The organism is Citrobacter sp. RHBSTW-00599 (genome assembly GCF_013784065.1).
Classification (GTDB): domain Bacteria; phylum Pseudomonadota; class Gammaproteobacteria; order Enterobacterales; family Enterobacteriaceae; genus Citrobacter; species Citrobacter braakii.
This window is the reverse complement of record NZ_CP056717.1, coordinates 2,548,055-2,568,186: the sequence shown is the minus strand read 5'-3', so window position 1 is coordinate 2,568,186 and position 20,132 is coordinate 2,548,055. Positions and strand designations below refer to the sequence as shown.

At 53.8% G+C, this 20,132-nt stretch carries 18 protein-coding genes; 8 read left to right on the top strand and 10 right to left on the bottom strand.

Features of this window, described 5'->3' with window-relative positions:
* Positions 1–230 precede the first annotated feature (230 nt).
* Genes HV243_RS12535 through HV243_RS12525 form a run of 3 tightly spaced genes read left to right on the top strand, consistent with a single transcriptional unit; the run spans position 231 to position 6,680 of the window.
* Entirely contained in the window at positions 231–1,538 is a 1,308-nt protein-coding gene (locus HV243_RS12535) for an SrfA family protein (RefSeq protein WP_053389778.1), read from the top strand.
* Between the two features lie 4 nt (positions 1,539–1,542).
* Positions 1,543–4,524 (top strand): virulence factor SrfB, encoded by a 2,982-nt coding sequence (locus HV243_RS12530; RefSeq protein WP_046275606.1) that lies wholly within the window; start codon positions 1,543–1,545, stop codon positions 4,522–4,524.
* Positions 4,521–6,680, top strand: a complete 2,160-nt coding sequence (locus HV243_RS12525; RefSeq protein WP_053389779.1) for a virulence factor SrfC family protein — start codon at positions 4,521–4,523, stop codon at positions 6,678–6,680. Before HV243_RS12530 ends, HV243_RS12525 begins: the two co-directional genes overlap by 4 nt.
* 19 nt (positions 6,681–6,699) lie before the next feature.
* Here the strand turns inward: HV243_RS12525 and HV243_RS12520 are convergent, their stop codons facing one another.
* The gene (locus tag HV243_RS12520) at positions 6,700–6,873 is read right to left on the bottom strand and encodes a GhoT/OrtT family toxin (protein ID WP_016153148.1); all 174 of its coding nucleotides are present in this window, start codon (positions 6,871–6,873) and stop codon (positions 6,700–6,702) included.
* 192 nt (positions 6,874–7,065) lie between these two features.
* Here HV243_RS12520 and yncL point away from each other — a divergent pair, with 192 nt between their 5' ends.
* On the top strand, positions 7,066–7,161 hold the full coding sequence (gene yncL, locus HV243_RS12515) for a stress response membrane protein YncL (RefSeq protein ID WP_071524268.1): 96 nt from the start codon (positions 7,066–7,068) through the stop codon (positions 7,159–7,161).
* Between the two features lie 119 nt (positions 7,162–7,280).
* On the opposite strand, the gene HV243_RS12510 is transcribed toward yncL, so the two are convergent.
* Positions 7,281–8,060: a helix-turn-helix transcriptional regulator gene (locus tag HV243_RS12510; RefSeq protein WP_053389780.1), complete on the bottom strand. Its 780-nt coding sequence runs from the start codon at positions 8,058–8,060 to the stop codon at positions 7,281–7,283.
* 101 nt (positions 8,061–8,161) lie between these two features.
* Between HV243_RS12510 and HV243_RS12505 the strand changes: the two genes are divergently transcribed.
* Positions 8,162–9,289 (top strand): multidrug effflux MFS transporter, encoded by a 1,128-nt coding sequence (locus HV243_RS12505; RefSeq protein ID WP_053389781.1) that lies wholly within the window; start codon positions 8,162–8,164, stop codon positions 9,287–9,289.
* Positions 9,290–9,484: 195 nt separating this feature from the next.
* Here the strand turns inward: HV243_RS12505 and patD are convergent, their stop codons facing one another.
* The 8 genes from patD to HV243_RS12465 all read right to left on the bottom strand — a co-directional run bounded on the left by patD (position 9,485) and on the right by HV243_RS12465 (position 17,321).
* Positions 9,485–10,912, bottom strand: a complete 1,428-nt coding sequence (gene patD, locus HV243_RS12500) for an aminobutyraldehyde dehydrogenase (protein WP_016156580.1) — start codon at positions 10,910–10,912, stop codon at positions 9,485–9,487.
* A 21-nt stretch (positions 10,913–10,933) separates the two neighbouring features.
* Positions 10,934–11,740 (bottom strand): ABC transporter permease, encoded by an 807-nt coding sequence (locus tag HV243_RS12495; protein ID WP_003020204.1) that lies wholly within the window; start codon positions 11,738–11,740, stop codon positions 10,934–10,936.
* The gene (locus HV243_RS12490) at positions 11,730–12,674 is read right to left on the bottom strand and encodes an ABC transporter permease (RefSeq protein WP_016153152.1); all 945 of its coding nucleotides are present in this window, start codon (positions 12,672–12,674) and stop codon (positions 11,730–11,732) included. The genes HV243_RS12495 and HV243_RS12490 overlap by 11 nt, the downstream gene beginning before the upstream one ends.
* On the bottom strand, positions 12,675–13,691 hold the full coding sequence (locus HV243_RS12485; protein WP_053389782.1) for an ABC transporter ATP-binding protein: 1,017 nt from the start codon (positions 13,689–13,691) through the stop codon (positions 12,675–12,677).
* Between the two features lie 16 nt (positions 13,692–13,707).
* A complete protein-coding gene (gene ydcS, locus HV243_RS12480) occupies positions 13,708–14,853 on the bottom strand; it encodes a putative ABC transporter substrate-binding protein YdcS (RefSeq protein ID WP_016153154.1) in 1,146 nt (381 codons plus the stop codon).
* A gap of 329 nt (positions 14,854–15,182) precedes the next feature.
* Positions 15,183–16,592 (bottom strand): PLP-dependent aminotransferase family protein, encoded by a 1,410-nt coding sequence (locus HV243_RS12475; protein ID WP_019076828.1) that lies wholly within the window; start codon positions 16,590–16,592, stop codon positions 15,183–15,185.
* A 92-nt stretch (positions 16,593–16,684) separates the two neighbouring features.
* Positions 16,685–17,101, bottom strand: a complete 417-nt coding sequence (locus tag HV243_RS12470) for a type II toxin-antitoxin system HicB family antitoxin (RefSeq protein ID WP_131382557.1) — start codon at positions 17,099–17,101, stop codon at positions 16,685–16,687.
* Between the two features lie 31 nt (positions 17,102–17,132).
* Complete coding sequence (locus HV243_RS12465; protein ID WP_049259794.1) at positions 17,133–17,321, bottom strand: type II toxin-antitoxin system HicA family toxin; 189 nt, start codon at positions 17,319–17,321, stop codon at positions 17,133–17,135.
* 263 nt (positions 17,322–17,584) lie between these two features.
* On the opposite strand from HV243_RS12465, the gene HV243_RS12460 reads away from it, so the two are divergent.
* The 3 genes from HV243_RS12460 to HV243_RS12450 are packed head-to-tail and all read left to right on the top strand — an operon-like array spanning position 17,585 to position 20,123.
* Positions 17,585–18,988 carry a cytochrome ubiquinol oxidase subunit I gene (locus HV243_RS12460; protein WP_016153156.1) on the top strand — a complete coding sequence of 468 codons (1,404 nt, stop codon included), beginning with the start codon at positions 17,585–17,587 and terminating at the stop codon, positions 18,986–18,988.
* Positions 18,988–19,998 carry a cytochrome d ubiquinol oxidase subunit II gene (gene cydB / locus HV243_RS12455; RefSeq protein WP_016153157.1) on the top strand — a complete coding sequence of 337 codons (1,011 nt, stop codon included), beginning with the start codon at positions 18,988–18,990 and terminating at the stop codon, positions 19,996–19,998. The genes HV243_RS12460 and cydB overlap by 1 nt, the downstream gene beginning before the upstream one ends.
* Positions 19,998–20,123: a DUF2474 domain-containing protein gene (locus HV243_RS12450; protein ID WP_003020230.1), complete on the top strand. Its 126-nt coding sequence runs from the start codon at positions 19,998–20,000 to the stop codon at positions 20,121–20,123. The genes cydB and HV243_RS12450 overlap by 1 nt, the downstream gene beginning before the upstream one ends.
* Positions 20,124–20,132: the final 9 nt, after the last annotated feature.

The following is a 20,132-nucleotide window of genomic DNA, read 5'->3' as shown; positions in this document are numbered from 1 at the left end:
CAAAAACTGACCAATAACAAATCACTATCAGGTTATTCTAATCCGGTGTATTTCGCTGAATAATTCATCACCCTAAGCGAATTAATTTCCCTTAAGTCTTTTTCAAAACGTCAAGATTTTTCCCGGCACTCTATGCCATGAAAATTCGCCCCTTTTTGCCTCTCTTCCACCGTTTGCTCGTTTTTATAAAACGTAAAGTAGATACGTGAAGAAGTCTAAGGGGTAACAACGTGGCAAAAACTCTCTTGCGCAGCGGCAATTTGGATGACTATCAGGCCGTGGGCGGCGGTGGTCAGGCCGTGTTTGATTCAGCATTGCAAATTCGTGAAACGCTTCGCCTGCGTAAACAGCAGGCGATGGTGGATTGTCTGGCGATCCCACAAATTAACGACAACGGCGATCGCGTTGACTGGTATTCGCCGATTGAAGGGAAAGCCGTTGCATGGAAAGCCGCTGATGAAGAGGCCCGTTTTCGTGCGCTGCGCTATCTGGGGAGCACGCTGGAAAATGCGGCGGCGCTGAGCCGTAAAAGCCTGCAATCGGGTAAAACCTCCCTGCAACTGTTTGGCTCACTGCTGGAAAAAGCCATCCAGTTTCCTGGTGAGAATCACGTGTTTCTGGTTGAAGGTAAACCCGTTATTACGTTCTGGGGTTTCGTCAATCTGAATGAAAATCCTCGCGACGATGTGCTCGATTGCCTGCGCCTTGCCGATATTCCTCCGGTCGTCACCGTAGCGGAGCCTGAGCCGGAAGAAGAAATCACTGCCCAAATCACCTTCGTCGAGGCCGACGCACCTTTGCTGACTCCAGTGGTTGAGCTACCTAAACCGGCTGAACCTGAACCACAACCCCCGGTCGTTGTTAACGAACCTGAAGTCTCGCCGCCGCTCGCACAGAAGAAACCCGCACGCCGCCTGCCGCTGTGGAGCCTGCCCGTTGCCGCGGTGATCATTGCAGCCATGGTTGGACCGCTGCTATGGAAGCAACAGACCACCCAGCCCGTACCCGCTGTTCCCCCAAGAGTCGTCGCTAAGGCAGATATGGCACCGCTGCCAGAACTGACATCTGCACTGCCGTTGCATCGGGCTGAAGTGGTTCCGGCTGCCAAAAAAGAAAAACCTGTCGAGGGACCGGTCGTGATCGCCGCGATTCCGAAAGATGCGCTGGTGATGGATGCCAACCAAATGAAGGCAGGAACGACGCGTTTTCTCAACGGTAACTGGCGCGTAATGGTTGATGTTAAAGATCCGGTTAGCGGTAAAGTGCCGTCGCTGCGCTATCAGATCCAGGCCAATAAAGGTACTGCGCGCGTGGTTCATGGCGACAATATTGTTTGTCGTGCCGAGATTTTCTCCGGTTTGCATCAGTCAGGTGAATTAATGATTAAGAGTCGCGGAAATGCCCGTTGTACGGACGGGTCACGTTATCCGATGCCGGAAATTACCTGCAAAGCGGGAACCAATGACGTCGCCGCCTGTACCGCACGTTATGACGATCACGCGGAAATCCCTCTGACGATCAAAAAGATAGGTGCCTGATTTTATGTTGGTGAATCTGTGTGACTACAAACAGAGCGTGACGCTCATCGCCAATAGCGGTGTGCAATTTCTGGATTTTGGCCTGACGCCGCAGGAATCTGCGCATCATGGCCGCTTTGTGCGCAAAACGGCAAACGGTCCCCTGCTGCGGCTGGATTTCGATCTGACAACCGGACGTTATACCTTACCAGGCAGCACCGGCGGTCAGCCCGAAGTGGTGAAGCCGGAAAGCACCCAGAAGCTGCATTATTCGCTGGACGTGCTCGACGGTGTCTGGCTGCCGCTGCCGTTCCTGCGCTTTAATCCGCCGCGTACGTTCGTTGAAGGCCCGGATAACTGGGCGCGCGTACAGGTGCGAAAGCTGGCGCAACCTGACAGCGCGGGCAACACCCACCGCGTCACCGTGGCGCTGGACAGTCAGCTCACTGAAAATGCCCCTGCAGCGTTAACCCCCAACGAAAATGACCTGCTGAACGGTACGCGATTTGCGCTGGCCTGGCATGACAACGAAATTGCCGATTTCCTTGACCAGACCTGGATTGACGGCTGGTTGCGCGAATCCTTTATGCATCATGTCACACAGCATGAGAACCGCTCAGAACAAGAGATCCAGCAGGCGCTGCGTAACTTTGAATATCAGGCGCACTGGCTGAATGTGCTGACCCTGTTAGGCGAGCAGCTTTCCGTTCCGGAAGTGAAACTGGTCACGCATACCCTTAGCACGCCCGCCATTCCCGTTGATCTTATCCTGGATATCGGTAACACCCATACCTGTGGCGTCCTGATTGAAGATCACGGGGATGCCAATGACGGACTGCGCCAGACAGCCGAATTGCAGGTGCGTTCGTTAAGCGAGCCACAGTTTCTCAACGATCCGTTGTTCACCAGCCGACTGGAGTTTTCCGAAGCGCGTTTTGGTAAGCAGCACTTTTCCGTGGAGAGCGGCCGTGATGATGCCTTTATCTGGCCGTCGATTGTCCGCGTTGGCGATGAAGCCCGAAAGCTGGCAATGCAGCGCATGGGCACTGAAGGCAGCAGTGGGATCTCCAGCCCGCGCCGTTATCTGTGGGACGAAACGCCGGTGTTGCATGACTGGCGCTTTAGCCAGATGAATGGCAAAACCCAGCGCGAACCACTGGCTACCGCCTTCCCGCTGATGAACCTGATGAACGATGACGGGCAACCGCTGTTCAGCCTGCCGCAGGATGATCGTCTGCCGGTATTCTCACCGCAATACAGCCGCAGTACGCTGATGACGCATATGTTGTGCGAAATACTGGCCCAGGCGCTGGGGCAAATTAACAGCGTGGCGACGCGTTTGCGCCTCGGATTCCCGGCATCTCCTCGTCAGTTGCGTACGCTGATCCTGACCCTGCCGTCGGCGATGCCCAAACAGGAGCGTGAGATTTTCCGCCTGCGCATGTTTGAAGCTATTGCGTTGGTCTGGAAAGCGATGGGCTGGCACCCGCAGGATGAAGACTTCACCACCCGTAAACAGCAGGAAAAGAGCGTGGTTCCCGTACCTGAGATCCAGATGGAATGGGATGAGGCCAGCTGCGGGCAACTGGTGTGGCTGTATAACGAAGCTATCTCTCACTACGATGGCCACACCGAATCGTTCTTTAACGCCCTTGCCCGCCCGGACCGTTTGCCGGAGCCTGGTGAGACTAAAGGTCGTGCGCTGCGCGTGGCATCGATCGACATTGGCGGCGGGACAACGGATATGGCCGTCGTCCATTACCAGCTTGATGACGGCGTGGGTACAAACGTCAAAATTACCCCGCACCTGCTGTTCCGTGAAGGCTTTAAGGTTGCGGGCGATGATATGCTGCTGGACGTGATTCAGCGTTGCGTGTTGCCTGCGCTGCAAACCCGCCTGCAACAGGCTGGCGTGACCGACGCCGCCGCATTGCTGGCTACGCTATTTGGCGATTCCGGGCGCATCGACACCCAGGCGATTTTGCGTCAACAAACGGCGTTACAACTCTTTATGCCGCTCGGTCATGCGGTACTTTCTGCCTGGGAACAAAGTGATATTAACGATCCGGTAGCGGGTCTGCATGCCACCTTTGGCGAACTCCTGAGCCAGCAACCAACGCGCAACGTACTGAATTACATCCAGCAGGCTATCGATCATGCGTTACCTGCGGGATCGCCAGCGTTTGATGTGTTGAGCGTGCCGTTACAGGTGCAGTTCAGGCAGTTACAAGAAGCGTTACTGGCGGGCCAGTTTACCCTGACCTCCCCACTGCACGCGGTCTGTGAGGCCATTTCACACTATCGCTGCGATATTTTATTAGTGACCGGCAGACCCGCCTGTTTACCGGGCGTACAAGCGTTGATCCGCCATCTGCAGCCCGTTCCGGTTAATCGTATGATCTGGATGGATAACTACCGCGTACATGAGTGGTATCCGTTCAGCCAACAAGGGCGGATTGGTAACCCCAAATCCACCGCAGCAGTTGGTGCCATGTTGTGTAGCCTGGCGCTGGATCTACGCTTGCCGCGATTCAACTTTAAAGCTGCCGATATCGGCGCTTACTCGACCGTACGTTATCTCGGTGTGTTGGATAATACGGTCAATACGCTGCGCGATGAGAACATCTGGTATCACGATATCGATCTGGATAAGCCCGGCGCGAAGCTGGATGCCCGCCTGCACTTCCCATTGCGCGGCAACGTTACGTTAGGTTTCCGCCAACTGGCCAACAGCCGTTGGCCTGCCACACCGCTGTATACGCTCAGCATAAATTCTGCCGAACTGGCAAAAACCATCGCCGGAGATGGCGTGTTGAATGTACGGCTGCAGCTACGCGGTGGTAGCAAAGAAAGCGGCCCGGAGTTCTTCGTACTGAGCGATGCGTGGTTACAGGATGGCACTCCCGTTGCCGCCAATGCCTTAACGTTAAAACTGAATACGCTGGCAGACCGTCGCCATAGCGGGAGCCATTACTGGATTGATAGCGGGAGCGTGTACCTGAAATGAGTAAGATGTTAAACACCGCGCAGGCCGCCATCGAGTGGGTAACTGATACCCGTCAGCGTGCGGCGCGTCTTGATGATGAAGCGGATGCCCTGTTGGCGCAGCTCACCCTGGCCGCCGTTAATGAATCTGCGTTGAAGACGACCTTTTCATCGCGAGGATGCGTTGGGCTTTACGGACATTCGCAATCGGCAAAAGCGCACCTGCTCACAGCATTGTGCAGCAACGCCAATGGCAAAGTGAATATCGTTACCCCGGATCGCAGCTTTGATTACTTTTCACATATTAATCCTGGTCATGCGCCAACCAATATGGCGATCCGCTTTACGCGTGATGAAAATCCGCTCGATGGTGAATGGCCGTTGCGCCTGCGGCTACTCAGTGAAGCCGAACTGGTACAGCTATTTATTACCCAGTTCTGTGCGCTTGCGGACAACCGCCAGGTCGAGAAATCGATTATTGAGGCGCGCCTGGAAAAATGGCAAACGTTGCGCCAGCGTCATCCGGTGCCGGGCATTACCGCGCATGATGTCGCGGCAATTGGTCGTTTCTGGCGCGCCTGCGTACCGGCCAGACAGCAGCAATTTGACGACGCGCTATGGCATCAGTTTGCCACGCTGCTACCCGCTCTGGATCTGACTACCCGGGCAAACGCCTGGGCGTTACTGTGGGGAGAACAACCAGAGTTGACGCAACAGTGGTTGGCGCTGGCGCATACGCTGCAACAAACCGGGAGCGCGCAAGAACTCGCGGCTCCGCTGAGCCTGCTGGTTGACCATTTTGGTTTACCTGCCGAGAGTTTCCTGACTCAGGTAGCATTGAACGGGAATGAGGCGCAAAGCGATGTGGTGGTTCATCCAATAGAAAATGATCAGTTGCTCAATGCGGTCAGCCTTTCTCAGGCTTCGCTGGCGCTGCTCACGCGCGAGCTGGTCCTGACGGTTGAAGACGCGGTACTGGAAAATGTCGATCTGCTGGATATTCCCCTCGCCCCGGATGTTCATCCCCATCCATTGTGGCAGGCCAAATTAGGCTGGATGCTGGAACATTATCGCCAGCATCTGCAACCGGATGTACTTTTAATCTGTAATGCGGTATCTACCCGCTCCCAGACGCCCGCCATCACCCGCAAGCTACTGGGCTGGGTTAACGATACTCAGCCCCTACATGACGCCGCATTGCCGGGAGTGGTCTGGGCCATTACTCCGCAGGATGCGCGGTTTAGCACTCAGCAAAATCTTGATGAATCTGTGCAGCAATTAATGGGCAAGCCCGGACTGCACTGGGGCACGCTGCAGGCGCTGGATAAACACAGCTTACAACGCCTCGTCGAATGGCTGACTCAGGCAACCTCGCCCCAGCAACGCCAGGCGAGATTGACCTCCCTGCGTGAGCAGCACCAGCAGCGTGTACGCGAAACCCTGATCGGCTGGATTAACCCCGTTGAAACCGAATCGGGTAGCAATGAGTCGGTGATCCGCCAGCTCCAGGCCCAGGCGGCAAAGCATGGCGAACTCCTGGACGGTTTGCTCCCGCCGATGCGCCTCTTTGAGTCGCTGCTGCGTGTTCAGCAGCCGCGCGAGGAACAGGTGAGCGGATTATTTAATGAAGAGATTGACCTGTTTGCCGAGGTGCGTGACACACCGCACTCGCCGGAAAGCAAAGAGACCGGGTATCAGGCGCACAAAATGTGGGTTAACCACGTGCGCCAGTGGTGTCGCGATGAAAATAATGCGCGCCGTTTACGTCTCGAGCCGCGTACGCTAAGGCAGGTTGCCGATATCCTCGTCACCACCAGCTATCGGCTGGAGATGCCGCAACGCTTACAGCGCATTATGCAGCGAGAAAACGTCTGCGCCGCGCAGCTTCACGCCGATATTGGGGATTTTATTACCTGGCTTGGATTTGCCAGCGTGGCAGAGGAACAGCGTCCGGCCAGCAGGATCCAAAAAGGATCGGCTATTTTTAGTGCCCCGGCGCAACAGCCGATGTTACGGTTGACGAAACTGGATGAACAACCTTCGCATGGCGCAAGCCGTTACGTTTACGACTGGCTGGTCGCTTTGTATACTCGCGCCAATGAAAACGTGGGATATCAGCATCCGCAGGATGTTTGCGCAGCCGACAAAAAACGATTAGATGCCCTGCTTTCCTCCTGAAACGGCGTTTACGCCGTCATCAGAAGAGAGAAAACATTAACGCGACGGGAAAACTCATCGGCCAGGTCGCCCCGACTAATACCGCGCTGAGAAAACGAATCCGCTTTTTATCGCGGGAAAGAAACCAGGTGATGATTGCCGTGATAGCGGCCATCACCGCATAAAAAACCAACATTTTTTGGTACAGAGACATGTCAGGCATCCGGGCCGAAAGGTAAAATCGCGCGCAATATGCTCTTTTTCATGACCTACATCAAGTTTTATTAATTATTTTAAGAGAAACGCCGGTAAAACAAGCCGTTTTCATTATGTTCAGAATCCGTACTATTGCGGATAGTTATAACCCGTACTATACCCATAAGGGTTAAAACGAAAGGTGGCACAAATGAATGTTTCCAGTAAAACTGTGGTGCTGATAAATATATTTGCTGCTGTAGGACTTTTCAGTCTGATTTCCGCAAGGTTTGGCTGGTTTGCTTGATGTCGTTCTTCTTGATTAATTGCAGCGTCCGCTGGCAGAGAGGCTCTTCTCTCTGCCATTAGTACACGATTTTCCCACTATCCTGCCACCCGGTAAATTATCCTTAGTATGTAATCCCCCTAATCCTTCTGCGGCATTATATTGCCCGCATAACGGCTCGGTGTTGTGCCGGTATGCTGATGGAAAAAAGCGATAAAAGCACTGTCACTGACAAATTCCAGATATTGCGCCATCTGGCTGATCTGCCCCCCGTCAGCCAGCATCTCCATGGCTTTTAATAGTCTAAATTGCTGCCGCCAGCTCTGATAATTCATCCCGGTATCCCTGGTAAATATTCGACTGATCGTCCTCTCGCATGCCCCAACCCGTTGGGATAATTGATTTAGTCGTGGTGGCAATTCGCCCATACGTACTCCTTCAAGCCACACGTTCAGCCGTGGATCTGAGGGAAACTGCAACGTCCAGTTTTCACTGTGGGCGGCCCGCATTTCCTCACAGAAAACGGTGATAAGACTGGCCTGCTGCGCGGCAGGCATTTCCCATGGCCAGAAAGCCATACGTTCTATTACTTCAAAAAAGAGAGGATTAACGTCGACTATCTGCAGCGGTAATTTAGATAACGGCAATGTAGTTGAAAAATACAACGAACGATAAGCCATCACGCCACGCATTATGGCGCGATGTACCGTACCAGCCGGGATCCAGACCGCGCGCCGTGGCGGTAGCAGACACAGGGCATGCTCCAGCTCAATCGTAATGCTTCCCGCTGCCGAAAAAAGTAGCTGATGACGAAGATGGCTATGCCGGCCGGAATCGTGTACGCCCATCTCGGAGGCAATCCCGATTACCGGTTTATCAAAGCTATCCGCATCGAAATCATCATCCGGGGCAATTTCCATTATCTGTCCGATATTTGATATTTAAAGTCTTGATAATGGTAATGCGACACCTCCCTTTCAGCAATAATGCCCGCCAGTTTTCTGTCTCTCTGGATATTGCTATGAACACTCTTCGCCGCCCGCCGCTATGGCTTCTTACTTTGCTGATTATGTTTCCACAACTGGTGGAAACCATTTATAGCCCGGCATTGCCAGGAATCGCCACGTCTTATCACGTAAGCAGTGAGCGCGCGGCGCAAACACTCTCCGTTTATTTTATTGCCTTCGCCATCGGCGTGGCGATGTGGGGTTGGCTGAGCGACTGCATCGGTCGACGTTGGGCGATGCTGGCAGGACTTATCTGCTATGGGTCAGGTTGTGCCCTGGCCGTGGTTGCCACTGACTTCAGCGTTTTGCTGCTGGCGCGGATGATCTCAGCCATCGGCGCGGCTGCCGGGTCAGTGGTGGTACAGACCATGTTACGGGACACTTTTGAATCAACTGCGCTATCCCGCGTCTTTTCCGTGATGGGCGCTGCGCTGGCATTGAGTCCCGTTTTCGGCCTGCTAAGCGGAGGTTGGCTGGTTAGCCTGTATGGTCATACCGGTGTATTTATTGCCCTTGTGCTGCTGGCGCTGCTACTGCTACTACTGACTGCGACCATGCTGCCAGAAACCCGGCCCGAAAATACGCTCAGCCCCAGCCTTGCTGCACTGCTCTCCCGCATGATGCGTGACCGCGAGCTGTGGAAAAATACCATGCTGGTTGCGCTGCTGAACACCATGCTGTTTAGCTATTACAGCCTGGCTCCGTTTCTTTTCGGGCAATTGGGATGGAGTTCCAGAGCCTTTGGCTGGACGGGGGGACTACTTGCGTTTGCTTCGCTGTCGGGCAGCCTGCTGAACCGGAGATTATTGACGACAGACCTGACATCGGAACAGAGGGTACGTTATGCCTGTGCGCTGGCAGCATTGTCAGGCCTCGCCGCGTGGTGGTTACAGCACTCCGCGTGGATTCTGATACCGGTTTTCGGCGCGGTGATTGCCTATGGCATCGCAATCCCTAATGTGCTGAGTCAGGCCCTACGCCACTATCGTGAACAGGCCGGGGCCGCCGGTGCATTATTTGGATTAAGCTATTACCTGTTGCTGGGAATGATGCTGGGGGTTGCAGGCATGGTGCAACAACTGGGGCTGGTTCTGAGCATCTGTGCGCTACTCGCCTGGATTTGCAGCTTGCGCCGCGGATAACCGGATGACGATCGTGAAAGCATAAAGCCCTGACATTAATAAGCCGGGGCTTTGTTGTATAAATTAGCCTGACCTCGCGGATATTTCCAACTTACCGCCGTCCGATGGCGACGAGGCCAGTGGCGCGAATAATATAGACACACGTTTGCCAGTATTTAGCTATCCGTGCCGCATTTATCGCTCGCGCTTCAGATATTACTCATGCTTGATCATGACATGGCGAACAATCGTGTAATCTTCCAGCCCGTAAACCGACATATCCTTGCCATAACCAGACTGTTTTTGTCCGCCGTGCGGCATCTCGCTGACCAGCGTGAAGTGGGTATTGACCCAGGTGCAACCATACTGCAGGCGAGCGCTAAATCGATGCGCGCGCCCCACATCCCGAGTCCAGACGGAGGATGCCAGGCCGTATTTCGAATCGTTAGCCCACGCCAGCACCTGATCTTCATCCTCAAATACGGTGACGCTGACCACCGGACCGAAAACTTCCCGCTGCACGATAGCATCTTCCTGCTTCGCCCCGGCCAGCAGCGTCGGAGCAAAATAGTAGCCTGCGCCGTCCACTTTTTTACCACCGGTGATGACTTTGATATGCCCCAGTGCTTTGGCTTCATCGACCGCTTTAGTCACGCGATCGAGGTGCGCCTGCGAGCTTACCGGCCCCAGCTCCGTCGATTCATCATTCGGTGCGCCGATTTTCAGGCTGGCAACCGCGGCACCAAGTTTCTCAACCAACGCGTCATAAATGCCTTTCTGGGCATAGATTCGACAAGCGGCGGTACAGTCTTGCCCGGCGTTGTAATAGCCAAAGGTTCGCACGCCGCTCACCACCGCATCCAGATCGGCATCATCAAAAATGATGACCGGGGCTTTGCCGCCCAGCTCCATATGTGTGCGCTTAATCGAAGGCGCGGTGTGCTGGATAATGTGTTCACCGGTCGCAATGGAGCCGGTCAGGGAAACCATCCGGACTTTTTCATGACCGGTCAGCGGGTCACCCACCGTTTTGCCACGGCCAAAAAGCACGTTGATAACGCCAGGCGGATAAATATCTTTGGCAAATTCAGCCAGTTTAAGTGCCGTTAGCGGGGTAATTTCTGACGGTTTAATCACCACACAGTTACCCGCCGCCAGCGCCGGTGCCAGTTTCCACGCCGCCATCATCAGCGGGTAGTTCCACGGCGCGATAGAGGCCACCACGCCCAGCGGATCCCGACGAATCATCGACGTATGCCCTTCCAGATACTCTCCGGCCGCCTGTCCTTGCAGGGTACGAGCTGCCCCGGCGAAGAAGCGGAAAACGTCGACGATTGCCGGAATTTCATCGTTAAGGACACAGTGCAGCGGCTTACCACAGTTAAGCGATTCCAGCTCAGCGAAGGTTTGCGCGTTATCGGCGATAGCATCCGCCAGTTTCAGCAGCAGTTCGGAACGAACTTTCGGTGTGGTTTGTCCCCAGGTGGCAAATGCGCTGTCTGCTGCACGTACCGCCGCATCAACCTGCCCGGCTGACGCCTCGGCAATCTCCAGAATGCGTTCTCCAGTGGCAGGGTTATAGACTGGCTGCTTTTCACCTTCACCGTTGACCAGCTCGCCATTAATCAGTAATTGATGTTGCATAGCAATTTCCCATATCGTCGTTTATTTACCGTTTCCGGCGAGAGTGTCGCCTTCACGCGTTAGCCACCAGGCCCCTAAAATTGGCAGTGTTGTCACCAGCATTACCAGCAATGCCACAACGTTGGTGACAGGCACATCTCGTGGTCGACCCAGTTGATTGAGCAGCCACAAAGGAAGTGTTCTTTCATGTCCGGCGGTGAACGTTGTCACGATGATTTCATCAAACGACAAAGCAAACGCCAGCATCCCTCCCGCCAGCAGTGCCGATGCCAGGTTTGGCAGCACGACATAACGAAAGGTTTGCCAGCCGTTGGCGCCAAGATCCATAGACGCTTCAACCAGACTCCATGAGGTACGGCGAAAACGCGCCACGACGTTGTTAAATACCACCACCACGCAAAACGTCGCATGGCCGACCACGATGGTGAGAAAACCGGGTTCCAGGTTGATAGTTTTAAACGCCGTCAGTAGCGCCAGACCGGTAATAATCCCCGGCAGCGCGATCGGCAACAGCAGCAACAGCGATATTGCGCTTTTACCAAAAAAGTCCCTGCGCCACAGTGCGGCAGCGGCCAGCGTCCCCAGAACGAGGGCAATGGCCGTCGACAACGCAGCGATTTTAAGTGACAACGTCACCGATTCCAGAATATCGCTACGTTGCGCCGCAACGCTAAACCACTTCAGCGTTAACCCCTGCGGTGGAAAACTAAAAGCAGCCTCCTCAGTATTAAAAGCATAGGTGGCGATGATGAGGATGGGAAAGTGCAGGAAAATAACCCCGCCCCATGCCGCCAGTTTGAGTAACCAGGGCGCGCGTTCAGAGTGCATCGAAAGCTCCCAGACGCTTCACGAACGCCAGATACAGTGCGATTAACACAATCGGCACCAGAGTAAATGCCGCCGCCATCGGCATATTGCCGATCGCCCCTTGTTGCGAATACACCATATTGCCGATGAAATAGCCTGGCGGCCCCACCAGTTGCGGCACGATAAAATCGCCCAACGTCAGAGAAAAAGTAAAGATCGACCCTGCCGCGATACCGGGTATCGCCAGTGGCAGGACCACATAGCGGAAAGTCTGATGCGGACGAGCGCCCAAATCAGCGGAGGCCTGTAAGAGCGAAGGCGGAAGTCTCTCCAGCGCGGCCTGTACCGGCAGGATCATAAACGGCAGCCAGATGTAGACGAACACCAGAAAACGCCCTAACCCTGAAGTCGACAACGTATTGCCGCCGACCGCAGGCAGCGTCAGGAACGAAAGCAGCAGAGGCTCCAGTCCCAGATGAGTTAAAAACCACTGCGCCACCCCGTCTTTAGCCAACAGTAACGTCCATGCGTAGGCTTTAACAATGTAGCTGGCCCACATCGGCAACATCACAGCAATGTAAAAAAAGGCTTTCATTTTGCCACTGGTATATCGCGCCATATACCACGCCATCGGAAACGCCAGAATCGCGCTGGCAATGGTGACTGCCACCGCCATCGTCAGGGTACGCAAAATGATGTCGTAGTTGGCGGGATTAAACAGCGCCTGCAAATTCGCCAGCGTCAGGTCGGGCGTGACCGACATGGTGAAATCATCGAAGGTATAAAAACCTTGCCACAACAGCGTCAGTAATGAGCCGAAGTAGACGATCCCAAACCACATCAGCGGTCCGAGGAGCAGCAAAAACAGCCCCAGACCCGGATTACGCCAGAAGAACCCTGAGATCCGGTTCAGACTTGTCGACTGTGGAGGCGAATGTAAGACATTCATAGCCATTCACCTCTCCTCAACCAGCGGTACCATCACGTCGCGTGACCACGATGCCATCACCTGTTGACCCGGCGACAGCGTTGTCGGCAGCATTTCTCCCGTCAGGTTCGCCTGGCTAACCAGCAATTTTTCACCGCCGACAAGTTTCAGCTCAAAACGTGTCGCGGCACCCTGGTACTGCACAGCCTGGATAACCCCCCGGGCCTGGACTTCGCCACTGCAATCATTCAAGCGAATGTGTTCCGGACGCAGGGAAAACATCCCCTGTAGCCCGCAAACATTCGCTGACATCGTTTCATCAAAAACATTTGACGTCCCGACGAAACTTGCCACAAACGGTGTGCGCGGACGCATGTACAGTTCACGCGGAGAATCCACCTGTTCGATGCGACCATTATTAAACACCGCCACACGATCGGACATCGACAGGGCTTCACCCTGATCGTGGGTGACAAAAATGAAGGTGATACCCAGGGATTGCTGTAGCTTTTTCAGTTCCAGCTGCATCTGCTCACGCAGCTTAAGATCCAATGCCCCGAGCGGTTCATCCAACAGCAGGACGCGTGGTTCATTGACCAGCGCGCGGGCAATCGCCACGCGTTGCCGCTGACCACCGGAGAGTTGCGATGGTTTGCGTTCATAAACAAAACCGAGCGCAACCTTATCCAGCGCTTCACGTGCTTTTGCGTGACGCTGTTTTTTATCAATACCTTTGACCATCAGCCCGTAGGCGACATTGTCGAGAATCGACATATGCGGGAATAGCGCATAATCCTGAAATACCGTATTGACGTCCCGTTCCCAGGGCGGCAATTCGCTGGCCTGCTTACCAAAAATGGTGATTGCGCCGCCTGACAGTTGCTCAAACCCTGCAATAAGGCGCAGACAAGTGGTCTTGCCGGAGCCGGATGGCCCCAGCATAGAGAAAAACTCACCGTCGTTAATCGCAATACTCACCCCATCAACTGCACGAACATCCCCGTACAGACGCGAGACGTTATGAAACTCCACTGCGTACGTCATAAAACCCCCAGCGGAATTAACGACCGCCCATAATGGCGATGTAATCCTGCGTCCAGCGACTGTAAGGAACGAATTTGCCACCTTCTGCGATCGGCGTTTTCCAGAAGGCAATTTTGTCAAAGTAGCTATAGCCGTTGGTTTCACAGCCCTTTTCACCCAGCAGCGGGCTGGCTTTACAACCTTCAGGCACGACTGGCAGAGAACCAAACCAGGCTGCGACGTCGCCCTGAACTTTCGGGGTTAATGACCAGTTCATCCATTTGTAAGCGCACACCGGGTGTTTGGCTTCGCTGTGCAGCATGGTGGTATCAGCCCATCCGGTAACCCCTTCTTTTGGGAAGACCGTGGCAATAGGCTGACCTTCTCCTTTCAGGGCGTTCGCCTGATAAGGCCAGGCGCTAGACGCCACCACACCTTCGTTTTTGAAGTCGCTCATTTGTACGGTGGTATCGTGCCAATAGCGATGGATGAGTGCGTGTTGATCGCTCAGGACTTTGATCACCGCCTGATACTGTTGTTCGGTGAGCTGATAGGGATCGGTAATGCCCAGTTGCGGCTGAGTCGCCTTAACGAATAATGCAGCATCGGCAATATAGATCGGGCCATCGTAGGCTTGAACGCGCCCTTTATTGCTTTTTCCGTCCCCAAGTTTTTGCTCAACAAATACCACGTTCCAGCTATCCGGCGGCGTTGGGAAAATTTTGGTGTTGTACATCAGCAGGTTTGGCCCCCACTGGTACGGTGTGCCGTAAACTTTTCCGCCAACGTTAAACCACTCGCCTTTTACCACGCGCGGATCGATGCTTTTCCAGTTAGGGATCAGCGCGGTATTAATCGGCTGAACGCGTTTTCCCATAATCAGACGCAAGGAGGCATCACCGGAAGCGGTAACCAGGTCGTAGCCGCCTTTTGCCATCAGGCTGACCATTTCATCAGAAGTGGCCGCTGTTTTAACATTGACCGCGCAGCCGGTCTCTTTCTCAAACTGCGAGACCCAATCATATTGTTTATCGGTCTGTCCACGTTCGATGTAGCCCGGCCAGGCAATAATATCCAGACGGCCTTCCGGTTTATCTAAGGATGTCGGGGGTTCGGCTGCCTGTGCAGTCATCAGCGTCATACTGAGTGCGCACAGGCTACTGAGGGCAAACTGCTTGCTCATAACGTCTTACTCCTGTCTAAAAAATATTGAGCGGCAGCCTTGCCGTAAATATATGTCCTTTCCTAAAAATAGTCGGGGTGTTGTAAGCGTTCCTGCTGGCGCAAGGAAATTTAATCAGGTTGTGAGCTAACGCTCATTACGCTACTGACGCTGATCGGGAGCTTTAATCTTCTGGAGTATAGACAAGGAGTTAGGTGCAACGGTGGCAATAGTAAGAACTATTGATTTTTTGTATGGTAGCACCCGATATAAATAACATCGGGGTTAGGTATTCTCTATTTCGAAAATAAGAACGCGCTATTCTTTTATATTGAATAGCGCGTTACGTTTTATTTCATCATCTCGCGAATTAATTTTCCCAGCTGTTTCACAGCCTGTTCCTCACGCTCTCCCCAGTGCCATGCGGTATTAAAGCGAAAAAAACGAGTCCAGCTCCCCGAGGTCGAAAACATTTTTCCCGGTGCAATGCTGATATGGTGCGCCAGTGCCTGGGTGCTGAGCACGCCTGCATCAAGCGGTTCAGGCAGTTCCAGCCACAGAAAATAGCCGCTGTCGTTATGGTGAATTTTGACTTCCGCCGGAAGATGACGCAGCAACGTTTGCCAGGCCTGCTGTTTGCGTTCCGCCAGTTGACGGCGTAAGCGGCGCAGATGCGCGTCATAGCGCCGGGTTGACAGATAATCCACGAGCGCAAGCTGCATGGGGGAACTGGTGGATAACGTGCTCATGAGCTGGAGTCGCTGAATACGTCGAGCATGCTTCCCGGCCGCCACCCAGCCCACGCGAAATCCGGGCACCAGGCACTTCGAGAAGGATGAACAATGCAAAACGCTGTCGGCGCGATCCCAGGCTTTGGCAGGCAGTGGTTTTTCGCGACCAAAGTACAGCTCGCTGTAGACATCATCTTCTATCAGCATTACATGATATTTTTCCAGCAATGCGACCAGGTGCGCCTTTTTCTCTGGGCTGAGCGTAAAACCCAGCGGATTTTGGCTGTTGGTCATCAGCCAGCAGGCTTTTACCGGATACTCCTGCAACGCTTGCTCCAGCGCGGTAAGATCGATCCCCTCTTTCACGTCGGTGGCAATTGAAAGCGCCTTCAGCCGTAATCGCTCCAGGGCCTGCAACGCCCCATAGAAACAGGGATTTTCGACAATCACCCAGTCTCCCGGTTCGGTAACCGCCTGCAGGCTCAGGTTGAGGGCATCCAGCGCACCGGTAGTGATGACAATTTCATCAGGTGAAATGGTCATCCCCTGTTGAGCATAGCGGCGGGCAATGGCATGGCGCAGCTCATCATTTCCCGGCGGCAGGTTTTCTATCACGCTCATGGCGGTCGCGGTTTTACTGACCTGCGCCAGCGAGCGGTTCAACTGCTGGAGGGGAAACAGACGCGGGTCGGGGAATGCAGAGGCAAATGGCATCACTGACGCATCCCGGCTGGCCTGCAGCATATCAAAAATATAGGTGTTGATATCCACCGCTTCATCGCGCATCACCTGCGCCTGCGGCGCTGCCAGCTCACGTTCAGGGCGCGCGGCAACATAGTAACCCGACTGCGGCCGGGCAATAATCCGGCCCTGACTTTCCAGCAACTGATATGCATGTCCGACGGTCATAAAACTCATGCCGCTGCTGACCACCTGCTCGCGCAAGGATGGCAAGCGATCGCCGGGCTGCCATACGCCAGACGCGATTTGATCGCGAATTTGCTCAGCCAGTCGCTGGTATTTTTTCATTTTTCGTCCTGATAATCGGTGTCGGTGACAAGCACTGTATATATCAGTTTACATAATCAGGGTGTTTTTTATAACTGTTATAGTTAACAGTTTTACAACATCGTTACTGACAGCTCCTTGCCTAAGGCGCGTGCAGCTATTTGCACAGCATCAATTTTTGTCGCGTGCTTTAAATCGAACAAACGGGTAATTTCCTGCTTAGGCCTGCCGATCCTGTTTGCCAGCTCCTGCTGGGTGATTTTTGATTCAAGAAAGGCATTTAACAAAAGAACCTTCGACGCAATGCTCAGGGGGATTTCCACATAGTCACCTTCAGTGCCAACCGCCGAAGGTAAAGGAATCGGTTCGTTATCGTCGAAATAGAATTCAAAAGCGGTCACCAATGCAGACTGCGCAGCCTGCAAAGCCCCATGACGGGTTTCGCCCTGAGTTAATGCTTCAGGAATATCCGGGAAAGAAACCACGAATCCACCTTCCACGGCGGGGATTAGATTAACGGGATAACGCATGATTTTTTCAAAATCTCTCATATAATTAACCTCATATTGATGATGACTGTAAGCCAAGCTGCTTCAGGATCGATTTTCGCAAGGCTTCTTTTATTTCATCACCAGGATGCCTGGGCATAACGCTACGCCTTCCCTGATACCTCAACTTCAGATGATTTGAGCCGTTTGTAACAGCCACTCCCTGAGATTCAAGCCAGCGTCTGAACTCACTTTGCTTCACTGCGCCTCCCTGTCGTCTATTATACGCACAAAGTAAACATTTATGATTACCTTTTCATTACCTCGCTAGTGATAGCGTAAAATCACTCGCATGGGGAGGACGCGATTCAATAACAGGAATCCAGGTTCCAGATTTCATATCAGCCAGGCTAACCTATAACAGCACGACAACTGTTATGGTTAAAAAGAACTGTTCTGTTTCTGCCTTCCATTGCTTCGCAGCCTTAGAATTGCGCTAAATCAATTTTGCCTGCGGAGCTAAGCATGTTCGGTCTTGACGCGTTTCACCTGGCGAGGATCCAGTTCGCGTTTACGGTATCCTTTCACATCATCTTTCCGGCGATTACCATTGGCCTCGCCAGTTATCTGGCGGTGCTCGAAGGGTTATGGTTAAAAACGAAAAATCCGACCTGGCGCTCGCTATACCATTTCTGGTCGAAAATATTCGCCGTAAACTTTGGTATGGGCGTGGTTTCCGGGCTGGTGATGGCTTATCAGTTCGGCACGAACTGGAGTGGTTTTTCCGAGTTCGCCGGTAGCATCACCGGGCCGCTGCTGACCTATGAAGTATTAACCGCCTTCTTCCTCGAAGCGGGCTTCCTTGGGGTAATGCTGTTTGGCTGGAACCGGGTTGGCCCAGGACTTCACTTCTTCGCGACCTGTATGGTTGCGCTGGGTACTATTATTTCTACCTTCTGGATCCTCGCCTCCAACAGCTGGATGCAAACGCCACAGGGCTATGAAATTGTTAACGGGCAAGTCGTTCCCGTCGACTGGTTCGCCGTGATTTTCAATCCGTCATTCCCTTATCGTTTGCTGCATATGTCCGTTGCCGCCTTCCTGAGCAGCGCGTTGTTTGTCGCGGCATCAGCCGCATGGCATTTATTGCGCGGTAATAGCACGCCAGCAATTCGCGCTATGTTTTCAATGGCGCTGTGGATGACGTTAATCGTCGCTCCGCTGCAGGCCTTAATTGGCGATATGCACGGGTTGAATACGCTGAAGCATCAGCCTGCAAAAATTGCGGCGATTGAAGGACACTGGGAAAATCCGCCCGGTGAACCGACCCCGCTGCTGTTGTTCGGCTGGCCGGATATGGAGCAGGAGCGCACCCGCTATGGGCTGGAAATCCCGGCGCTGGGCAGCCTGATCCTGACTCATAGTCTGGATAAACAGGTCCCGGCGTTAAAAGAATTTCCGAAGGAAGACAGGCCCAATTCCACCATCGTGTTCTGGTCGTTTCGCATTATGGCAGGGTTAGGCATGCTGATGATCCTGCTGGGCGCGTTTGCCCTGTGGCTGCGTTATAAGGAGCGGCTATACACCTCACGTCCTTTCCTGCGCTTTGCATTGTGGATGGGGCCCTCCGGTCTGATTGCCATCCTTGCTGGCTGGGTGACCACCGAAGTTGGCCGTCAGCCGTGGGTGGTTTACGGTTTGCAACGTACGGCGGATGCGGTTTCCGCACATGGTGATTTACATATGAGCATCAGCCTACTGTCTTTCTTTGTGGTGTATAGCTCGGTGTTTGGCGTGGGTTACAGCTACATGATCCGCCTGATCCGTAAAGGACCACAGGAAGATGAGCCGACCATTCCACCAACAGGCACGCCGGCGCGGCCGCTTTCTGCTGTCGTTCTCGATTCTCAACCGGAGGCACACCGCTAATGGGTATCGATTTATCAGTTATCTGGTTTGTAATTATCGTGTTCGCCACGCTGATGTATATCGTGATGGACGGTTTTGATCTCGGGATCGGTATTTTATTCCCTGCGATTTCGGATGCGGATGACCGCGATGTGATGGTCAACAGCGTCGCCCCGGTATGGGACGGTAATGAAACCTGGCTGGTGTTGGGTGGCGCCGGATTATTCGGCGCTTTTCCCCTGGCCTATGCGGTGATTGTCGATGCGCTGACGATCCCATTGACCCTGATGCTCATCGGCCTGATATTTCGCGGCGTCGCGTTTGAGTTTCGCTTCAAAGCCACGCCGGCGCATCGACCATTCTGGGACAAAGCTTTTCTCGGCGGTTCAATCCTCGCGACATTCACTCAGGGTATTGTGGTCGGTGCCGTACTCAATGGGTTTTCCGTCACCGGACGCAGCTACAGCGGCGGTCCTTTCGACTGGCTGACCCCCTTTACCCTGTTCTGCGGCGTGGGCCTGGTTGTAGCCTACGCCCTGTTGGGGGCAACATGGCTGGTGATGAAAAGCGAAAATCCGTTGCAGGATAAAATGCGCTGCGTGGCAAGAAAACTGCTGCTGGCGATGCTGGTTGTCATTGCCATTATCAGTCTGTGGACGCCGCTGGCGCACAGCGCCATTGCCGAGCGTTGGTTTAGCCTGCCTAATCTGTGGTTCCTGATGCCGGTTCCGCTCCTGGTTGCGCTGATTAGCCTCTGGCTGTGGCGCTCGCTGGGTCAGCAAAACAGCCATACGCTGCCTTTTGTATTGACGCTGGGGCTAATTTTTCTCGGGTTCAGCGGGCTGGGGATCAGTATCTGGCCCCACATCATTCCACCTTCCATTACGCTGTGGCAGGCGGCAGCTCCGGCGCAGAGTCAGGGCTTTATGTTGGTTGGCGCGCTGCTGATTATCCCGATAATCCTGGTGTACACCTTCTGGAGCTACTACGTTTTCCGCGGCAAAGTTCAACATGGTGAGGGGTATCATTGATGCAACAAACAATCTGGAAACGCCTGATGTGGCTGGTGATCCTCTGGGGCGGCAGCGTGCTGGCCCTGGCCGCCGTTGGTATGTTCTTTCGTCTCCTGATGACGGCCGCCGGATTTAAATCCTGATTCTCTCTC

Excerpts from the sequence above, each read along its gene's own strand:
- HV243_RS12530 (WP_046275606.1), top strand. The coding sequence starts at position 1,543 with ATGTTGGTGAATCTGTGTGACTACAAACAGAGCGTGACGCTCATCGCC.
- HV243_RS12525 (WP_053389779.1), top strand. The coding sequence starts at position 4,521 with ATGAGTAAGATGTTAAACACCGCGCAGGCCGCCATCGAGTGGGTAACT.
- HV243_RS12520 (WP_016153148.1), bottom strand. The coding sequence starts at position 6,873 with ATGTCTCTGTACCAAAAAATGTTGGTTTTTTATGCGGTGATGGCCGCT.
- yncL (WP_071524268.1), top strand. The coding sequence starts at position 7,066 with ATGAATGTTTCCAGTAAAACTGTGGTGCTGATAAATATATTTGCTGCT.
- HV243_RS12510 (WP_053389780.1), bottom strand. The coding sequence starts at position 8,060 with ATGGAAATTGCCCCGGATGATGATTTCGATGCGGATAGCTTTGATAAA.
- HV243_RS12505 (WP_053389781.1), top strand. The coding sequence starts at position 8,162 with ATGAACACTCTTCGCCGCCCGCCGCTATGGCTTCTTACTTTGCTGATT.
- patD (WP_016156580.1), bottom strand. The coding sequence starts at position 10,912 with ATGCAACATCAATTACTGATTAATGGCGAGCTGGTCAACGGTGAAGGT.
- HV243_RS12495 (WP_003020204.1), bottom strand. The coding sequence starts at position 11,740 with ATGCACTCTGAACGCGCGCCCTGGTTACTCAAACTGGCGGCATGGGGC.
- HV243_RS12490 (WP_016153152.1), bottom strand. The coding sequence starts at position 12,674 with ATGGCTATGAATGTCTTACATTCGCCTCCACAGTCGACAAGTCTGAAC.
- HV243_RS12485 (WP_053389782.1), bottom strand. The coding sequence starts at position 13,691 with ATGACGTACGCAGTGGAGTTTCATAACGTCTCGCGTCTGTACGGGGAT.
- ydcS (WP_016153154.1), bottom strand. The coding sequence starts at position 14,853 with ATGAGCAAGCAGTTTGCCCTCAGTAGCCTGTGCGCACTCAGTATGACG.
- HV243_RS12475 (WP_019076828.1), bottom strand. The coding sequence starts at position 16,592 with ATGAAAAAATACCAGCGACTGGCTGAGCAAATTCGCGATCAAATCGCG.
- HV243_RS12470 (WP_131382557.1), bottom strand. The coding sequence starts at position 17,101 with ATGCGTTATCCCGTTAATCTAATCCCCGCCGTGGAAGGTGGATTCGTG.
- HV243_RS12460 (WP_016153156.1), top strand. The coding sequence starts at position 17,585 with ATGTTCGGTCTTGACGCGTTTCACCTGGCGAGGATCCAGTTCGCGTTT.
- cydB (WP_016153157.1), top strand. The coding sequence starts at position 18,988 with ATGGGTATCGATTTATCAGTTATCTGGTTTGTAATTATCGTGTTCGCC.
- HV243_RS12450 (WP_003020230.1), top strand. The coding sequence starts at position 19,998 with ATGCAACAAACAATCTGGAAACGCCTGATGTGGCTGGTGATCCTCTGG.